This is a genomic window from Marinobacter sp. V032 (assembly GCF_052645435.1).
The window spans coordinates 268,380-284,848 of record NZ_JBQXYE010000001.1 but is presented as its reverse complement, the minus strand read 5'-3'; the positions used below and the strand labels follow the sequence as shown (position 1 = coordinate 284,848).

The 16,469-nt window shown below is 56.9% G+C and carries 13 protein-coding genes; 6 read left to right on the top strand and 7 right to left on the bottom strand.

All coding sequences use genetic code 11. The features are described from left to right. The first annotated feature begins 2 nt into the window (after positions 1-2). Entirely contained in the window at positions 3-1,151 is a 1,149-nt protein-coding gene (locus ACUN9X_RS01295) for an ABC transporter substrate-binding protein (protein ID WP_445471952.1), read from the top strand. Between the two features lie 93 nt (positions 1,152-1,244). On the opposite strand, the gene ACUN9X_RS01290 is transcribed toward ACUN9X_RS01295, so the two are convergent. The 3 genes from ACUN9X_RS01290 to ACUN9X_RS01280 all read right to left on the bottom strand — a co-directional run bounded on the left by ACUN9X_RS01290 (position 1,245) and on the right by ACUN9X_RS01280 (position 4,237). After that, complete coding sequence (locus ACUN9X_RS01290; RefSeq protein ID WP_445471951.1) at positions 1,245-1,700, bottom strand: MaoC family dehydratase; 456 nt, start codon at positions 1,698-1,700, stop codon at positions 1,245-1,247. 185 nt (positions 1,701-1,885) lie between these two features. Then, positions 1,886-3,031 (bottom strand): acyl-CoA dehydrogenase family protein, encoded by a 1,146-nt coding sequence (locus ACUN9X_RS01285; RefSeq protein ID WP_445471950.1) that lies wholly within the window; start codon positions 3,029-3,031, stop codon positions 1,886-1,888. A 9-nt stretch (positions 3,032-3,040) separates the two neighbouring features. Further along, a complete protein-coding gene (locus ACUN9X_RS01280) occupies positions 3,041-4,237 on the bottom strand; it encodes an acyl-CoA dehydrogenase family protein (protein WP_260036979.1) in 1,197 nt (398 codons plus the stop codon). 353 nt (positions 4,238-4,590) lie between these two features. Between ACUN9X_RS01280 and ACUN9X_RS01275 the strand changes: the two genes are divergently transcribed. Continuing rightward, the gene (locus tag ACUN9X_RS01275; protein WP_445471949.1) at positions 4,591-5,889 is read left to right on the top strand and encodes a DcaP family trimeric outer membrane transporter; all 1,299 of its coding nucleotides are present in this window, start codon (positions 4,591-4,593) and stop codon (positions 5,887-5,889) included. Between the two features lie 134 nt (positions 5,890-6,023). On the opposite strand, the gene modC is transcribed toward ACUN9X_RS01275, so the two are convergent. From modC to ACUN9X_RS01255, 4 genes are all read right to left on the bottom strand, one after another. Beyond that, positions 6,024-7,118 (bottom strand): molybdenum ABC transporter ATP-binding protein, encoded by a 1,095-nt coding sequence (gene modC / locus ACUN9X_RS01270; protein ID WP_445471948.1) that lies wholly within the window; start codon positions 7,116-7,118, stop codon positions 6,024-6,026. Then, on the bottom strand, positions 7,115-7,813 hold the full coding sequence (gene modB, locus ACUN9X_RS01265) for a molybdate ABC transporter permease subunit (RefSeq protein WP_445471947.1): 699 nt from the start codon (positions 7,811-7,813) through the stop codon (positions 7,115-7,117). The genes modC and modB overlap by 4 nt, the downstream gene beginning before the upstream one ends. Before the next feature lie 17 nt (positions 7,814-7,830). After that, entirely contained in the window at positions 7,831-8,610 is a 780-nt protein-coding gene (modA, locus tag ACUN9X_RS01260) for a molybdate ABC transporter substrate-binding protein (protein ID WP_445471946.1), read from the bottom strand. A gap of 294 nt (positions 8,611-8,904) precedes the next feature. Beyond that, positions 8,905-10,110, bottom strand: coding sequence for a 3-oxoadipyl-CoA thiolase (locus ACUN9X_RS01255; protein ID WP_445471945.1), 1,206 nt, complete (start codon positions 10,108-10,110; stop codon positions 8,905-8,907). 233 nt (positions 10,111-10,343) lie between these two features. Between ACUN9X_RS01255 and ACUN9X_RS01250 the strand changes: the two genes are divergently transcribed. The 4 genes from ACUN9X_RS01250 (at position 10,344) to ACUN9X_RS01235 (ending at position 16,469) form a co-directional block, all read left to right on the top strand. Continuing rightward, positions 10,344-11,690 carry a hypothetical protein gene (locus ACUN9X_RS01250; RefSeq protein ID WP_260036969.1) on the top strand — a complete coding sequence of 449 codons (1,347 nt, stop codon included), beginning with the start codon at positions 10,344-10,346 and terminating at the stop codon, positions 11,688-11,690. A gap of 364 nt (positions 11,691-12,054) precedes the next feature. Continuing rightward, positions 12,055-12,828, top strand: coding sequence for an IclR family transcriptional regulator (locus ACUN9X_RS01245; protein WP_260037359.1), 774 nt, complete (start codon positions 12,055-12,057; stop codon positions 12,826-12,828). Positions 12,829-13,092: 264 nt separating this feature from the next. Continuing rightward, positions 13,093-15,186 carry a 3-hydroxyacyl-CoA dehydrogenase NAD-binding domain-containing protein gene (locus ACUN9X_RS01240; protein WP_445471944.1) on the top strand — a complete coding sequence of 698 codons (2,094 nt, stop codon included), beginning with the start codon at positions 13,093-13,095 and terminating at the stop codon, positions 15,184-15,186. Positions 15,187-15,284: 98 nt separating this feature from the next. After that, positions 15,285-16,469 (top strand): acetyl-CoA C-acyltransferase, encoded by a 1,185-nt coding sequence (locus tag ACUN9X_RS01235; protein ID WP_445471943.1) that lies wholly within the window; start codon positions 15,285-15,287, stop codon positions 16,467-16,469.

Genomic DNA, 16,469 nt, shown 5'->3' with positions numbered 1-16,469 from the left:
CAATGAAAACACTCAGAAAACTTGGCAGTGCGATTGCCGTAGCAACCGTCAGCATGGGCATGTCTGCCGGCGCGCTGGCAGAAGAAGTGAATATTGGTTTCACCGGCCCGCTATCCGGTGGCGCGGCCCTTTACGGTGAAAACGTCCTGTCCGGTATCAAGATGGCGGCCGAAGAAGTGAATGCGGCGGGCGGTATCGATATCGACGGCACAAACTACACTGTGAACCTGATCGCGCTGGACGACGGTTACTCGCCGGCTCAGGCGGCTACCAACGCCAAGCGCCTGAAAAAGGAATCCGGTGTTTCAGCCGTGTTTGTACCCCACTCCGGGGGTATTTTCGCGTTGCAGGATTTCAACGAAAAAGATGACTTCCTGATTATGGCCTACACCAGTGTGCCGTCGGTCACGCAAAAAGGTAACGAGCTGACGCTGCGTATCCCCCCCACATTCGATGGATATGTCACAGCGTTTACCGATTATGCAATGAAGCACGACGGCAAAAAGCTCGGCATGGGCGGTGCCACCCACGAGTACGCCAAAATCTGGGCGGGCATGATGAAAAAACAGTGGACGGCTGAAGGTGGCGAAGTCGTTGCTGATAATCCGATGGACTACAACAAATCTGCGGATTTCTATACCGGCGTCAGCCGTATCATCTCCGAAGCTCCTGATGTCATGTTCGTGGGAGGCGCATCAGAACCCACGGGCCTGGTGGTTCAGCAGGCGCGGCAGCTCGGTTTTCAGGGCAGTTTCATCGTGATGGACCAGGCGAAACTGGATGAAGTGGCGGAAGTCGCCGGTGGTCTCGAGATGATGGAAGGCGCAATTGGTGTTGTACCGCTATCAGTCTACGAGACCAAGCCGGCGCAGGACTTTATCAAGCGCTACAAGGCCAAGTACAACAAGATGCCCGGTTCTGAAGCCGCCTATAACTATCTGGCAATGCATGCGCTGATCGAGGCGATGGACGAGCAGAATACGACTGAAGCCAAAGCTCTGCGGGCCGGTGTTCCAGAAGCGCTGAAATCAATGGATGACAGCAAGAACCCGTATGAAGTGAAAGAGGTGGATGCCGGTGGTGGCTTTATTACTGAAACCACGCTGGCGGTTGTTGAGGACGGCAAGATCGTGCAGAAGCCGATTGAATAACGCCAGACTCCAGATCCATGAAAAAAGGGGCCGATTAACGGCCCCCTTTTTTTGCCACACCCCGGGATATCCGGGGTTCGGGTTGTGTGGGGATTACCGCACGTACATCACCAGACTCTCTGCCACACAGGCCGGCCGGTCTTCATCACGAATCTGCACGGTAGTTTGAAAGGTCGCCAGCACCCGGTCTTTGTCGACGGTTTTGACATCTTTCAGAATCACTTCTGTCCGTACATCCGATCCTGATTTTACCGCTGATGGAAACCGCAGTTTGTTGAGCCCGTAATTAATCGTGGCCGAGGTCCCCGTGGTGTGGATGACGCCCTGGTTCAGTTGTGGGATCAGGGAAACGGTCAGAAAACCGTGGGCCACGGGGCTGTTCCATGGTGATTCGGCTTTGGCGCGCTCCACATCCACGTGGATCCACTGGTGATCGCCGGTGGCATCTGCAAATGCCTGAATCATATCCTGTGAAATATGTTTCCAGGGGCTGTGGCCGATCAGTTGTCCTGTGTACTGGGTCAGGTCATCCAGTGCTATTTCTTTCATGGTGGCTCCGGTTTTGTTGTTGGAAGCATCGGTTAACAATGCTGTTTCATATTGATTGTAGCGCCGGGATTGTCACTCTACTTTTTTGTGCTGAAAAACAAAAAAGGGGTGGCCGAAGCCACCCCTGAACGGATCTCTCAGCAGGGCTGAAGATCCGGCTCCTCGCACAGGATTCTGTATCCGGATCAGGATGCGACCTCGAGAAGGCTGGCATAGTGTTCCAGATGAAAATCATCATCACCGAGCTGGTGATTGATCATGATCAATCGCTTGGCGTAATGGGCCAGGCTGTATTCCCAGGTCATGCCGATACCGCCATGAAGCTGGATGGCCTGTTCGGCAATAAACTGGCCTGAGCGTCCCACAACGTTCTTGGCCGCGGCCAGAATACGGCGACGCTCATCGCTTTGTTCGGCATCGGCGACATTGGCAGACAGGATGGCCATTGAACGGGCCTGTTCAAGTTCTGAACTCATGTCGACCATGCGGTGCTGAAGTACCTGGAACCGACCGATCGGGGTACCGAACTGCTTGCGGGTCTTGAGGTATTCCAGGGTCAGCTTGATGGATTCTTCCATCGCGCCAACCGCCTCTGCGCACAGTGCCGCAATTGCGCGTCCGGTCTGGTACTCGATGACATCGCCGGCCTGACCTTCGGTGCCGATCAGGGCGTCAGCATCAACCTGAACATTCGTCAGGGTGACGTCGCAGCCTTTCGCGCCATCAACGGTCGGATAAACGCGACGCTCAACACCGGCCGCCTTCGGATCAATTGCGAACAGCGACAGGCCGTCAGCATCGCGGCTATCGCCTGAGGTGCGTGCCGACACAATCAGAAGATCAGCACAGTGCCCACCGATCAGCACGGCTTTGCGACCGTTGAGGGTGTAGCCGTTGCCCGATTTTTCCGCTCGTGTCTCAACATCATTCAGGTTGTAGCGGCTCTGGGGCTCCTGGAAGCCTACAGCGACCTTTAGCGCACCGGCTGCAATCTCACCCAGCCACTTTTCTTTCTGGCTGTCACTGCCGGCCTGGGCGATCACGCCGCCACCCAGAATGACGGTCTGCAGGTAAGGCTCCAGGCACAGGCCGCGGCCGAGTTCGGTCATGACCGACTGCACTTCGACGCCGCCGCCACCGAATCCGCCCAGTTCTTCGGGGAAGGGAACCGCTGTGAGGCCGAGTTCACCCAACTGATTCCAGAAGGCTTCGCTGAACCCCAGTTCGCTGTCGCTGAACGACAGGCGCTTTTCAAAATCGTATTCACCGCGAACCAGACGCGCCACGGTGTCTTGCAACATTTGTTGCTCTTCACTCAGGTTGAAGTCCATGGGGCCCCCTTATAGTCCGAGAATCATTTTGGTGACGATGTTCTTCTGGATCTCGTTTGATCCACCGAAAATCGACAGCTTGCGCATGTTGAAGTAGTGCGCGGAGAAAGCAGCGCCGTCTTCGTCTGACAGGAACTCACCGTCGTAATCCAGATCCAGCTCTTCTTCAACGAACGGCTGGGCGTAGGGCCCGATCGCACGCCGCGCCAGATCGGTAATCGCCTGGCGGATCTCGGTGCCACGTACCTTCAGCATCGAACTCTCGGCACCCGGCACACCACCGCCGGCAACTGCGGCGATAATGCGCAGGTTGCTGATCGTGGCCGCCATGAGATCAATCTCGATCTTGGCGATACGCTGGCTGAAGGTGGCGTCCTCAATCAATGGACGACCGTTCTTCAGGTTGCGGCTGGCGATGGTCTTCAGATGGCTGAGTGCGGCTTTGGATGCGCCGATACCCGCAAGGCCTGTGCGCTCGTAGGTGAGCAGGTACTTGGCATATGTCCAGCCCTTGTCTTCTTCGCCCACCAGATTCTCGACCGGCACCTTGACGTCATCGAAGAACACTTCGTTAACCTCGTGCTCGCCTTCAATAGTGATGATCGGGCGGACGGTAACGCCTGGTGTGTCCATATCAATCAGCAGGAAAGAGATGCCTTCCTGAGCTTTGACTTCAGTATTGGTGCGCACCAGACAGAAAATCATGTTGGCGTGCTGACCCAGAGTGGTCCAGGTCTTCTGGCCATTGACGATGTAATGGTCGCCATCGCGCACGGCGCGGGTCTTCAGCGACGCAAGGTCGGAACCGGCGCCGGGCTCGGAATAACCCTGGCACCACCAGTCTTCACCGCTGAGGATCCGGGGCAGGTACTGCTGCTTCTGCTGCTCGTTGCCGAACTTGATGATGACAGGCGCCACCATGTTGACACCGAAAGGAATAGTGCGCGGCGCACCGTAAGCACAGGACTCTTCATCCCAGATGTGCTTCTGCACAGCCGTCCACTTAACCCCGCCGTACTCTTCAGGCCAGTGCGTGGCATACCAGCCTTGCTTGCTGAGGATCTGTTGCCAGCGTTCGTGATCCTCTTTGGTCATCCGGCGACCGCGTTTGACCTTCGCGGCAATATCGGCCGGCAGCTTGTCGTCAAGGAAGCGGCGAACCTCATCGCGGAAGGCCAGCTCTTCGACTGTGTAGTTCATGTTCATTGATCAACCCCTCGGATTGTCATTTGTGAAAATATATACCGCATAGCAGAATTGGGTAAGGATGAATCATAGAGAAAGGCCTGTCAATTCTCCTGCACCCTTCAAATGGGCTTCTAATTGCGAAATTCCATTAAAATCGCGCCTCAAAGGTTGTTGTTCAAAATTTGTTTGTCTATATTCGAAAATACGGAAGCGTGTATTGCTTAGCGAAACTAATTCTGTGCACGTACCGCTCAGCGGAATATGGTGTCTATTAAAGCGTAAATCCGGTCCGGCTGAAGACTCACAACAAAGTTGTACTCACAAACAATAATTGAAACGCGAGGTTTGTAATGACAAGAACAACAACGTCAATGAGAGTTCACCCTCTGACAAAAGCGGTTGCCCTGGCCGGTCTGCCATTGATTGCGCTGACATCTGTGCCTGTCGCAGCTCAGGATGCTGATTCAGAGGTTGATGCACTGCGCCAGCGGGTGGAACAACTAGAATCACGACTGTCCGGTGCGGTATCAGAAGCGCCGGAAGCCACGGCTGATAACCCGTACATATTGAAAGAAGGCGATGGTCTGAAAATCGGCGACACCACGATCTCATTTGGTGGCTTTATCAAGGCTGACATGGTCTACGGATCGGGTGGTGATGGCACACTGAATAGCTACAGCGTAGGTCTGCCCCGCAACTTTGCAAAATCAGCTGCCTCGACTGACGACTGGAAAGTCGGCTTTACGGCCCGTGAATCCCGCTTCAGTTTCGGTACTTCAACCGACGATGTCGGCGGTCACCGGCTGCAAACCTACCTGGAGATGGACTTCAACACAGCGCAGGATTCGCCGGGTAACGAAGTCGTATCCAACAGCTACAATCCGCGTCTGCGTCAGGCATATGGTCGCTGGAATGGTTGGGAGTTTGGTCAGACCTACACCACCTTTACCGACCTGGCAGCACTGCCTGAAATTCTGAATCAGGGCAAAATGGCAGCCTTCATCTATGTCACCCAGCCGATGATTCGTTACAACATGCAAGCGCCGGGCGGTAAGTTCATGGTAGCGCTTGAGAACCCCGAGGATGGATACGGCACCAATTCCTACGACGATCAATCCTATCCGGACCTGACCGCACGCTACGAGATCCGCGGCAACTACGGTTTCTACTCGGTTGCGGGTATGTTGCGTAATCTGGAAGACGACGCGTCAGGTGATGAGAAGCTGGCCGGCGCCGTGTCGCTGAGCGCGCGGATTCCGACCATCGGTCGTGATGATGTGCGTTTGCAGTACAACTACGGGGCGTTGGGCCGCTACATGGGCCTGTTTACCTATCCGGACGTTGATCTGGCTGACCAGGCCGCCGGCGAGGTGGATCCTTTGACAACCTACGGCGCTACTGCGGCGTATCGTCATTTCTGGACACCGCAATGGCGCAGCAGTCTTGTGGGTTCCTACACAGAAGTGGTTGACGACACAGCGGTGCAGGGCGCAGGTAGCCTGCTCAGCTATTTCGACGCATCCACATCGGTTCACGCCAACCTGTTGTGGTCGCCGCATCAGAATCTGACGCTGGGTCTGGAGTATTCTTACTGGAACTTCGCTTACGCAGGATCGGATGACAACGACCAATACCAGCAGGTGATGGCCTCTGCCAAAATGATGTTCTGATAGTGCCGGGCATCGTGCCCGGTGTTGCTTCCTTAACTCGGTTTTTGTTGCCGTTTGCCCCGATGCGTTTGCATCGGGGCTTTTTGTTATGTGGACGACAGAATTTCAAGGGCCTCCCGACGACGGCTCATCGGTCATTCCCTGAGTGCAAAGGCCATGGTTTTGACCAGTGCCGTCACTTCCCTGCCAACAACCAGGCCCAGCTCATCGCAGGACTTTCGTGTCAGCCTGGCGCGCAGCGATTGAGCCCCGATACCGAGCCGGATTTCCATTGCTGCAGGATCACAGGGGTGTGGTGCCGACTCCATAATGGTGGCACGCAGTTGGTTGCGGTAGCTGCAACCGTGCTGCGGCTCGAGTGATAGGGCGACATCGCGGACTGGAATGCGCAGTCGCAATCGCTGGCCGATGGCTGCATCTTCTGCCGGGATGCTGAGTTGCTGCCCGTCATCAAGTGTCACTCGGGTCAGGCCGTAGTCGGGTTCATGGCTCATGACGCGTGCATCCAGAACAGAAGCCGCATTGAAACCACCGAGATGTTCGGTGAGGTCAAATCGCATCAGCAGGGTTTCGAGATCGCCGTCCGCAATCAGGCGCCCTTTATCAAGCAAGACCAGATGCTGGGCGATTGCCAGCAGTTCGTCGGTATCATGACTGACGTAAATAATCGGTATATCAATATCGCGGGTCAGGCGGGCGATGTAGCGCAAGAGTTCGGACTTGCGGGTGCCGTCGAGACCGGTGAGTGGTTCATCCATTAACAGCAGGGATGGCTTGGTCAGCAGCGCGCGGCCAATGGCCACCCGGCGCGCTTCACCGCCCGACAGTGTAGCCGGGTAGCGATCCAGCAGATGTTCAATCCCCAGTAACCCGATAACGTGACTGAAATGCTGCGGGTCCGATCGCTTTACGCCGTAGGTGAGGTTGCCACGCACACGATAATGGGGAAACAGGCGGGCATCCTGGAACACGACCCCAAAGTTTCGATGGTGGGCGGCAACTGACACGCCCTTCCGGGAATCGGTCAGGGCTTTGCCCTGAAAATGAATAGAGCCTTCGTCTGGTGAGTCCAGTCCGGCAATCAGGCGTAGCAGCGTGGTTTTGCCGCTGCCGGACTTGCCGAAAAGACCGGTAACGCCAGATGGGGCAATCGTCACGCAGGCATCAAGTCTGAAATGCCCCTGCTGTTTGCGAACATCGATGACCAGCGCATCCTGAGGCAGCGTCATGGGGTATCTGCTCCCTGCAGCCGGCGACGGGATCGCTTCGCAAGCCATTCAGAGGCGAGCAGCGACAGGATCGCAATCACAATCGACAGAACGCACAGCCGCGCTGCGGCGGCTTCTGAGCCTGGCGACTGGATCAGCGTGTAGAGTGCGAGCGGCAGTGTGCGGGTTTCACCGGGAATATTGGACGCAAAGGTGATCGTCGCACCGAATTCGGACAGCGCCCGGGCGAATGCCAGCACGGTGCCGGTAATCAAACCGGGGAGGGCCAGTGGCAAGGTGATGGTTAACAGCACGCGCCAGCGATTGGCCCCCAAGGTTCTGGCGGCCGCTTCAATGCCGGGGTCGACAGCTTCAATGGAGAGCCTGACTGCCCTTACCAGCAGTGGGAAGGCCATAACGCCGCCGGCAATGGCCGCGCCTTGCCAGGTGAAGGGCAGAGTCACGCCAAACTGACTGTCCAGCCACTGGCCGAACCAGCCATTTCGCCCCAGTGACAGCAGCAGCAAATAACCGACCACCACGGGCGGCAACACCAGCGGCAGGTGCAGCAGGCTATCAACAATGACTTTGCCCCTGAATTGCTTTCGGGCCAGTATCCAGGCGGTGGCGATCCCCGGAATCATGATCCAGCCAACCGCACTGCCGGCGATCTTGAGGCTGATCAAAATGGCGTCCCATTCGGCGTCAGACAGCATCAGGGGCAGCTCCGTCTTCAGGGTGTGGCGGCGGTGAAGCCGGCCTGGGTGAATATTGCGCGGGCTTCGGCGCTTGCCAGCCAGCGGCGGAAACGGAAGGTGGCATCACCGGCTTTCGGATTGACGATGGCGATGGGGTAGGTGATGGGCCTGTGGCTGGTTTCCGGAAACAGCCCGATTTGCTGCACCTTGTCGCTGGCCATGGCGTCAGTCCGGTACACGATTCCAAGTGGCACTTCACCCCGCTCGACCAGCGCCAGTGCCGCGCGGACGTTGTCAGCCGGTGCCAGTCTGGGCGCCAGCTCCTGCCACTCGCCAAGCGTTATCAGTGCCTGCTTCGCGTAGATACCGGCGGGCACATGTTCCGGGTCGCCCACTGATAGCCGCTCGCCCGTTTTCATCAATGACAGCAAGCGAGTGCCGCTGCCCGGAGCGATGGGTTGAAGCGGGCTCTTGCCCGGCGCAATCAGGGCCAGCCGGTTGCTGAGCAGGTCGCTGCGCTGACGGAGCGTGATCTGCTGATCGACCAGCCAGTCCATCCACTGCTCGTTGGCAGAAAAGTAGAGATCTGCCGGCGCGCCATTGGCAATCTGCCGCGCGGCTGTTGAAGATGAGGCATAGACAGTAACGATTTCCACGTTGTGGCTGGCTTCGTAGGCGGTAGCGGCCGTTTCAAGCGCATTGGTCAGGGATGCAGCTGCGTAAATCCTGACACTCTCTGCGGCTTGCAGGCAGGCGGGTAACAGTAGCAGGAACACCGCAATGGCGCGGCGGGAAGCCAGAATCAGAAATGCCATGGGTATCTGCCCCTTTTGCCGGTCCGGTGGAAGTACCGCTCTGACGGTTGGTAAGAAAGAGGTCACTATAGCTGCTGGGATGAATCGCCTCCAGCAGGCTGGCGTAAGGCTTTTCTGACGGACGTTCTGGAAGGCATTGCTAAACAGTCGCCCGTCCATTTTGAATGGCGGCAACCAGGGGAACATGCAGGCAAGTTGAGGAGGTATTCCTTTTAGCGAAAGCTCCAGCTTTCGAGCAGCCGCCTTGCGGCCCTCTCAAAAGCTGAAGCTTCGGTCACCAGGGCGGAGCCGGCTTCAGTCCGTCACGCGCTCAATGACCGCCGCAATGCCCTGGCCGACGCCAATGCACATGCTGATCAGCGCATAGCGGCCTTCGGTGCGCTCGAGCTGGCGGGTGGCGGTGAGGGCGATGCGCGCGCCGGAAGCACCCAGCGGGTGGCCGACCGCAATAGCGCCACCATTGGGGTTCAGGCGTGAATCGGTAGCATCGATGCCCAGCCGGTTGGTGCAGCCGAGCACCTGAGCGGCAAACGCCTCGTTGATTTCGATCACGTCCATATCGGCGATGGTCAGGCCGGCTCGTGCCAGGGCTTTCTCGCTGGCAGGTACCGGGCCATAGCCCATGACATTCGGGGCCACACCGGCAATCGCTGCAGACACGATGCGCGCCCGGGGCTGCACGCCCGCTTTTTCGCCGGCTTCGCGGGAGCCGATAATCAATGCCGCTGCACCGTCGTTGATGCCGGATGCGTTGCCGGCTGTCACCACGCCACCCTCGAACAGAGGACGCAGGCCGGACAGAGCATCGACAGTTGAACTTGGGCGTGGGTGTTCGTCCTTGTCAACGGCGACTGCAGGTTTCTTGCGGCCCTGAGGCACGTCAACAGACAGGATTTCTTCATCGTAGAAGCCGGCTTTGAGGGCGGCGTCATAACGGGCCTGGCTCTGGGCGGCGAAGCGGTCGACAGCGTCGCGGCTCAGGCCCTGCTCACGGGCGATGTTGTCAGCAGTCTGCGGCATGGTGTCGCTACCGAACTCCGACTCAATGCGCGGGTTCGGGAAGCGCGCGCCAATGGTGCTGTCGAAGGCGCGGAAATCACGGGAGAAAGGCGATTCGCTTTTGGCCATAACAAAGGGCGCACGGCTCATGCTCTCGGCGCCACCAGCGACAAACAGTTCGCCTTCGTTGCAGCGAACCGCGCGTGCCGCATCGATAATGGCGGCGAGGCCTGAGCCGCACAGGCGGTTGACGGTGAGCCCGCCGGTTTCGATGGGCAGGCCCGCCATCAGGCCGGCGTGGCGGGCGATGTTGCGTGCGTCTTCCCCTGCCTGGTTGGTGCAGCCGGCGATAACGTCTTCGTAAACACTGGCTTCAAAAGCATTGCGCTCAACAAGCGACTTGATGACGCTGGCAAGCAGGTCGTCAGGACGGACTTTGGCCAGTGCGCCGGCGTGGCGCCCGAATGCTGTTCTGAGACCGTCATAGATGTATGCAGACATGGTAGCTCCTGTATTCAGGCCGATTTTCGTTTGCCTGATCGCCGAATTAACAACAGTGCAGATCTGATCGCAGCCAACGGTCATGTTGGTGGAGGGTCAGGGTTGCCTGTGCATAAATGTTAATGTAGTTTCGTTAAGCGAAATTAAGTTTTGTATATTGGGCTAGATTAATGGCGGCATGCAGCAAATGCAAGCCGGCAATATGCTCTCGCATCCCTCTTGGTCGGGCTGTTATGACAACATATTTTCTTCCGCTTGCGGTGCTCGCCGAGCTGGCCGCATTGCTGACCGGTGTCGATCTGCTGAGCACGCTCTCGGGCACGATGATGCTCACCTTCTTTTTACTGCATGTCGGTCGGTTGGAGGGGTATGCCCGCTATCTGTTTCTGGTCACTGTAACTGTTGTGGGTGTTCTCGGTGCGGCTGGCCAGCTGACGGCGATTACACTTCATGATGCGGTCACCGCGGCGGCATTTTACGCTGCCTTTCTGGGTAGTCTGGGCATGATGCAGTGCCTGGTCCGGCGTTTTGAAGTCTTGCGGCGGATTCATGACGTCCTGTTGGGCGGGCCATCGGTCTGGCTCTATCCCAAGTACGCGCTCACCAGTTGCCTGATCGCGTCTGTGCTTAATTTCGGGGTTATGAATCTGTTGTGTGGCGCGTTAACCGAGACGCTGGATGATCGGCGCGTTACCGGCCAGAGTCGGTTGCGTTGGCTGCGTAGCGTGTTAAGCAGTACCTTGAGGGGGTTTGCGCTGGTGCCCCTGATTGCCCCGACCAGTGTTGCTGTCGCCATTATCACGCGCGAAGTGCCATCCTTAACCTGGGGGCAAATCCTGCCCTTCAGCCTGATGGCGGCTGCGGCCCTGATCGCGATTGGCTGGGGGCTGGAGTACCGCCGCTTTCATCTGGTCAGTCAGGAGCGCCAGGAGCTTGATGGCTGGCCTCCGGGAAGTGGGCGATTGGTGCTGGTGGTGCTCGCGGTCTTCGCCGTGATGGGGGCGCTGGTTGCTTTGACGGATCTGAATGTCTCCCGGGCGGCGATGCTGACGGTGCCGACCGTCACTTTTATCTATATGGTGTGGGAAGGCGGGCGCGTGGCCGGCGTCATTCGCGAAATGGCCGGCAATGTGTCATCCCTGACTAACGAGATGTGTATCTTCGCGTCATCTGCTGCGCTGGGTGTCACGCTTGCAGCTCAGGTGCCGCCATCGGCGATTACCGGGTTGCTGGAACATTACTCCGGCATTTACCTGCTGGCAGTGGCGGCTATGCTGATACTGCCCTTGGGTGCAGCTTTCGGAATTGCGCCGATTACGGTGCTGAGTTTTATTGCCGGTTTGCTGGGGCCAGTGGCCGCGCAGGGTTATGAGCCGCTGTTGATTGCGGTTGCGCTGGTGATCGGCTTTTCCATGGCGATGATCCTGTCACCTTTTGGTCCTTCGGTGATGTTGTTGTCGCGTTTTGGTCGCCTGTCCCGCTGGGTTGTGGCATTCGGCTGGAATGGTACTTTTGCCTTGCTTGCGCTGCCGGTGATGTTGCTATTGTTGTGGCTCTGGGTGCCTTTTACCGCAAGCTGATTCGGCCGTGTTGGCCAGGGTTATGAAAGTAAAATGGAATACCGCAAAGCGCCGGAATGTTTTTGTTCAGCTTTGATCATCAGCAGTATTTTGAAACGAAATGGAATATTGGCTCATATTTGGCACACATCTTGTTTGATCGATATTGGTAGTTCCACTGTACTCCGTTAGAATAGGCATGTTTTTGTACAAAAGTACAAAACCGGAGATGCCGCAACGTGTTGGTCACAGTCTCGTGTTCCAGGATGTCAAAAAGAACGGGCAAACCGGACTATTTTTATAATGGGGCTGTGGGGGGCACCAGAACGCTATGAATACAAAAGAAAAACTAGAACGGGAACTGGCTATCGAAACGGGTGGTGGCATGGTTGAAGGTGACGAAAAAGATCGCAAGTTTGTTGAGGCGCTTTCCCGGGGGCTGAACGTCCTGCGGGCTTTCAGTCAGGGTTCCGTTATTCTCGGAAACCAGGACATCTCCCGTATTACCGGTTTGCCGAAACCGACCGTCTCGCGGATGACCTACACGCTGACCAAACTGGGGTATCTCAGTTACAACCCGGTACTCGAGAAGTACCAGCTCAGCTCGGGCGTTCTGGCATTGGGTTATGCCTATGTCTCTAACCTGAAAGTACGTCAGCTCGCCAAGCCTTACATGGATGAGTTTGCACGACGCACCAACATGTCGATCGGTCTGACCTGCCACGATCGTCTGCATATGATTTATGTTGAAAACCGCATGCCTCCGGAAGCCACCTTGTTGCGGATGGAAATTGGACTGCGGTTGCCGATGGCGACTACCTCCGCTGGCCGGGCTTACTGCGCTGCCATCAGCGAGAGCGGCCGCAAGATTCTGATGGACGGTATGGCCAAGAAATACGGTCCGGACGCCTGGCCCGAGAAGAAAGAAGGGCTTGAGCGGGCGATGGAAGAATACAAAACCAGCGGGTTCTGCCTGTCACTGGGCGAGTGGGATCGCAATATCAATTCCGCTGGTGTGCCGGTCAGGCTGGAAGATGGTACGACCATGGTGCTGACCTGTGCCGCACCGTCTTACCTGATCTCCGCCGAAAAGCTGCGTGACTCGATTGCTCACGAGCTGGCGATGCTGGCGAGTGATATTGAATCGCTGGGTGTCTGATCGGAAATCAGAGTTGTTGCTTCTATATAGAGGGTATTGAAACTACCCTCAAAAAAACCGCACGGCGTCACTGCCCTGCGGTTTTTTTATGCCTGATGGTTTTAGAGGGGCTCCGGGGTTGGTCCTGCATTCAGGTCATCGCTCGGGTAGCGCACTGTGATAGCAATGTGCCAAATTGATGTTGAAAGATTGCTCTAACTTGTATTAAATCGTATTCAAGTTTCGCTTATTAAAACTGTATTCCATAAAATTCGAGGAGGAGATATGTCCGAGGTCGTAAATTATCAACGTCAAGGCAGCATCGGTGTGATCACCGTGAACTACCCGCCTGTGAACGCCCTCAGTCATGCCGTGCGCTCTGGCCTGCTTGACGCGCTCAAGCAGGGCCAGGCAGACGCGGATGCAAAAGCACTCCTGCTGGTTTGTGATGGCCGCACCTTCGTTGCCGGCGCTGACATCACTGAATTTGGCAAGCCGCCGCAAAGTCCGGGGTTGCCTGAAGTCGTTGCTGAATACGAAAACAGCGAGAAAACCATCGTGGCGGCCATTCATGGTACGGCACTGGGCGGCGGTCTGGAGCTGGCGCTGGGCTGTCATTACCGGGTGGCACTTGAAAGTGCGAAGGTCGGTCTGCCTGAAGTGAAGCTTGGCCTGTTACCGGGTGCCGGCGGTACCCAGCGCTTGCCACGCCTGACGGGTGCTCAGAAAGCTCTTGAAATGATCACTACAGGTGATTTCGCGAGCGCCAAAGATGCGCTGGCCAACGGTATCGTGGATGCCGTGGAAGCGGGTGACGATGTGAAGGCCGTTGGTCTGGCCTATGCCGAGAAGGCGGTTGCCGATGGCAAGGGCCCGCGCCGGGTGCGTGATGTGGAAGGCAAGGTTGCGTCCGAAAAAGGCAGCGATATCTTCAGCCAGTTCCGCGCGGGTCTGGAAAAGAAAGCACGGGGTCTGTTCTCACCTTTCAAGTGTGTGGATGCAGTCGAAGCGGCGTTTACCCTGCCATTTGACGAAGGCATGAAGCGCGAACGTGAACTGTTCATGGAATGCATGGAATCACCCCAGCGTGCGGGCCTGATTCACTCGTTTTTCTCCGAGCGCCAGGTGTCCAAGGTGCCGGGGCTGCCAAAAGATACGCCAGTGCGCGATATCAATAGTGTCGGCATTATCGGCGCCGGCACCATGGGTGGTGGTATCGCGATGAACTTTGCCAATGTCGGCATTCCGGTTCTGTTGCTCGAGCTCAAGCAGGAAGCGCTGGATAAAGGCCTGGCGATCATTCGTCGCAACTATGAAAACTCCGCTAAAAAAGGGCGTATCACCCAGGCGCAGGTTGAAGAGCGCATGGCGCTGATCAAGCCAACGCTGGCCTATGAAGACTTCAGCGACGTGGATCTGGTGATCGAAGCCGTGTTTGAAAACATGGGCGTGAAGAAGGAAATCTTCGGCACGCTGGACAAGATCTGCAAGCAGGGCGCGGTCCTGGCGTCTAACACCTCAACGCTGGATATCGACGAAATCGCCTCTGCAACAACTCGCCCGGAAGACGTGGTGGGGATGCACTTCTTCAGTCCTGCCAACGTCATGAAGCTGCTGGAAAACGTCTGTGGCAGCAAGACTTCAAACGAAGTCAAAGCGACAGTTATGGCAATTGGCAAGCGCATCAAGAAAGTCAGTGTGCTGGTGGGCAACTGCTATGGCTTCGTTGGCAATCGCATGCTGCATCAGCGCGGAGCCGAAGCGATCAAGCTGGTCAATGAAGGCGCATCGCCTCAGCAAGTCGATAAAGTGCTGACCGATCTCGGCTTCCCGATGGGGCAATTCGCGATGTCGGATCTCGCGGGCATTGATGTGGGCTACCGTATTCGTGAAGAGCGCCGGAAGGCGGGCGAAGACATTCCGGCAAGCTGGATGGACAAGCTCGCGGAACAGGGCCGTCTGGGGCAGAAAACCCAGGCCGGTACTTACCTGTACGAAGAAGGCAGCCGCAAGCCGGTTGTGGACCCGGCAGTGGACGAGCTGATTGCCGAGTTCCGCAAGGAGCAGGGCATTACACCGCGCGAGATCACTGATCAGGAAATCCTTGAGCGTTGCATGTACGTGATGATCAACGAAGGCGCCAAGATCCTTGAAGAAGGCATTGCGGCCCGCGCTCTGGATATCGACATTGTCTGGATCTACGGTTATGGCTTCCCGGCTTATCGTGGTGGCCCCATGTTCTGGGCCGATCAGGTTGGTATCGAATCCATCTACAACACCGTGCGCAAGTTCCACGACACGCTGGGCGGCGATCAGTGGAAGCCTTCAAGTCTGCTGGAGCGTCTGGCGGGTGAAGGCAAGACCTTCGGTAGCCTTTGATTTCACGTCTTTAGTGCAAGACGGCCGGTTCGTGGCGTTGGCCCCGAATCGTCCGTCGCCTCTTCAATAAACACAATATTCCCAATGAGGACACGTCCATGTCTGATGCCGTTATCGTTTCAACTGCCCGAACCGGGCTTGGCAAATCCTATCGCGGAGCGCTGAACAATACCCACAGTGTTGATCTGGCAGCGCACGTTATTCAGCACGCTGTTGAGCGTGGAGGAATTGATCCGGCCATCGTTGAAGATGTGATTCTTGGCGCGACTTTCCATGAAGGTGCGCAGGGCAAAAACATGGCGCGTCTTGCCGCGATTCGTGCGGGGCTGCCGGTCACGACTGCGGGTATGTCGATTAACCGCTTCTGCAGTTCCGGTCTGCAGGCGATCAGCCTGGCGGCCCAGCGGGTGCTGTCCGAAAAAGTACCGGCCATGGTTGCCGGTGGCGTTGAGTCCATCAGCCTTGTTCAGAATGACAAGATCAACCAGTTCCGTGCGACCAACGAATGGCTGATGAAGCACAAGCCAGAGCTGTACATGTCGATGATCGAAACCGCGGATATCGTGGCCAGGCGTTACGGCGTGAGCCGTGAAGCGCAGGACGAATACTCGCTGATCAGCCAGCAGCGCACCGCTGCGGCGCAGGAAGCCGGCAAGTTCGACGACGAAATCGTGCCGTTTGATGCCACCATGCTGGTCAAAGACAAAGAGACCGGTGATGTGAGCGAAAAAGACATCACCCTCAAGAGCGACGAATGCAATCGCCCCAATACCACGCTCGAAGGTCTGCAGGGACTTAACCCGGTGCGGGGCGAGGATCAGTTCGTCACCGCCGGCAACGCCAGCCAGTTATCCGACGGTGCGTCGGTGTGTCTGGTAATGGACGGCACCTATGCCCAGAAGCACAACATCGAGCCCATGGGCATCTTCCGCGGTTTTGCGGTTGCAGGCTGCGAGCCTGATGAAATGGGTATCGGCCCGGTTTATGCCATTCCGCGTCTGCTTGAGCGTAACGGCCTGACCATGGACGACATTGATTTGTGGGAGCTTAACGAAGCCTTTGCGTCGCAAGTCGTCTACTGCCGTGACAAGCTGCATATTCCGATGGAAAAACTGAACGTCAATGGCGGCTCTATTTCGATCGGTCACCCTTACGGGGTCACCGGTTCGCGTCTGACCGGCCACGCGCTGATTGAAGGCAAGCGTCGCGGTGCCAAATATGTGGTGGTCACCATGTGCATCGGTGGCGGTCAGGGCGCTGCGGGTCTGTTCGAAGTCGTATAA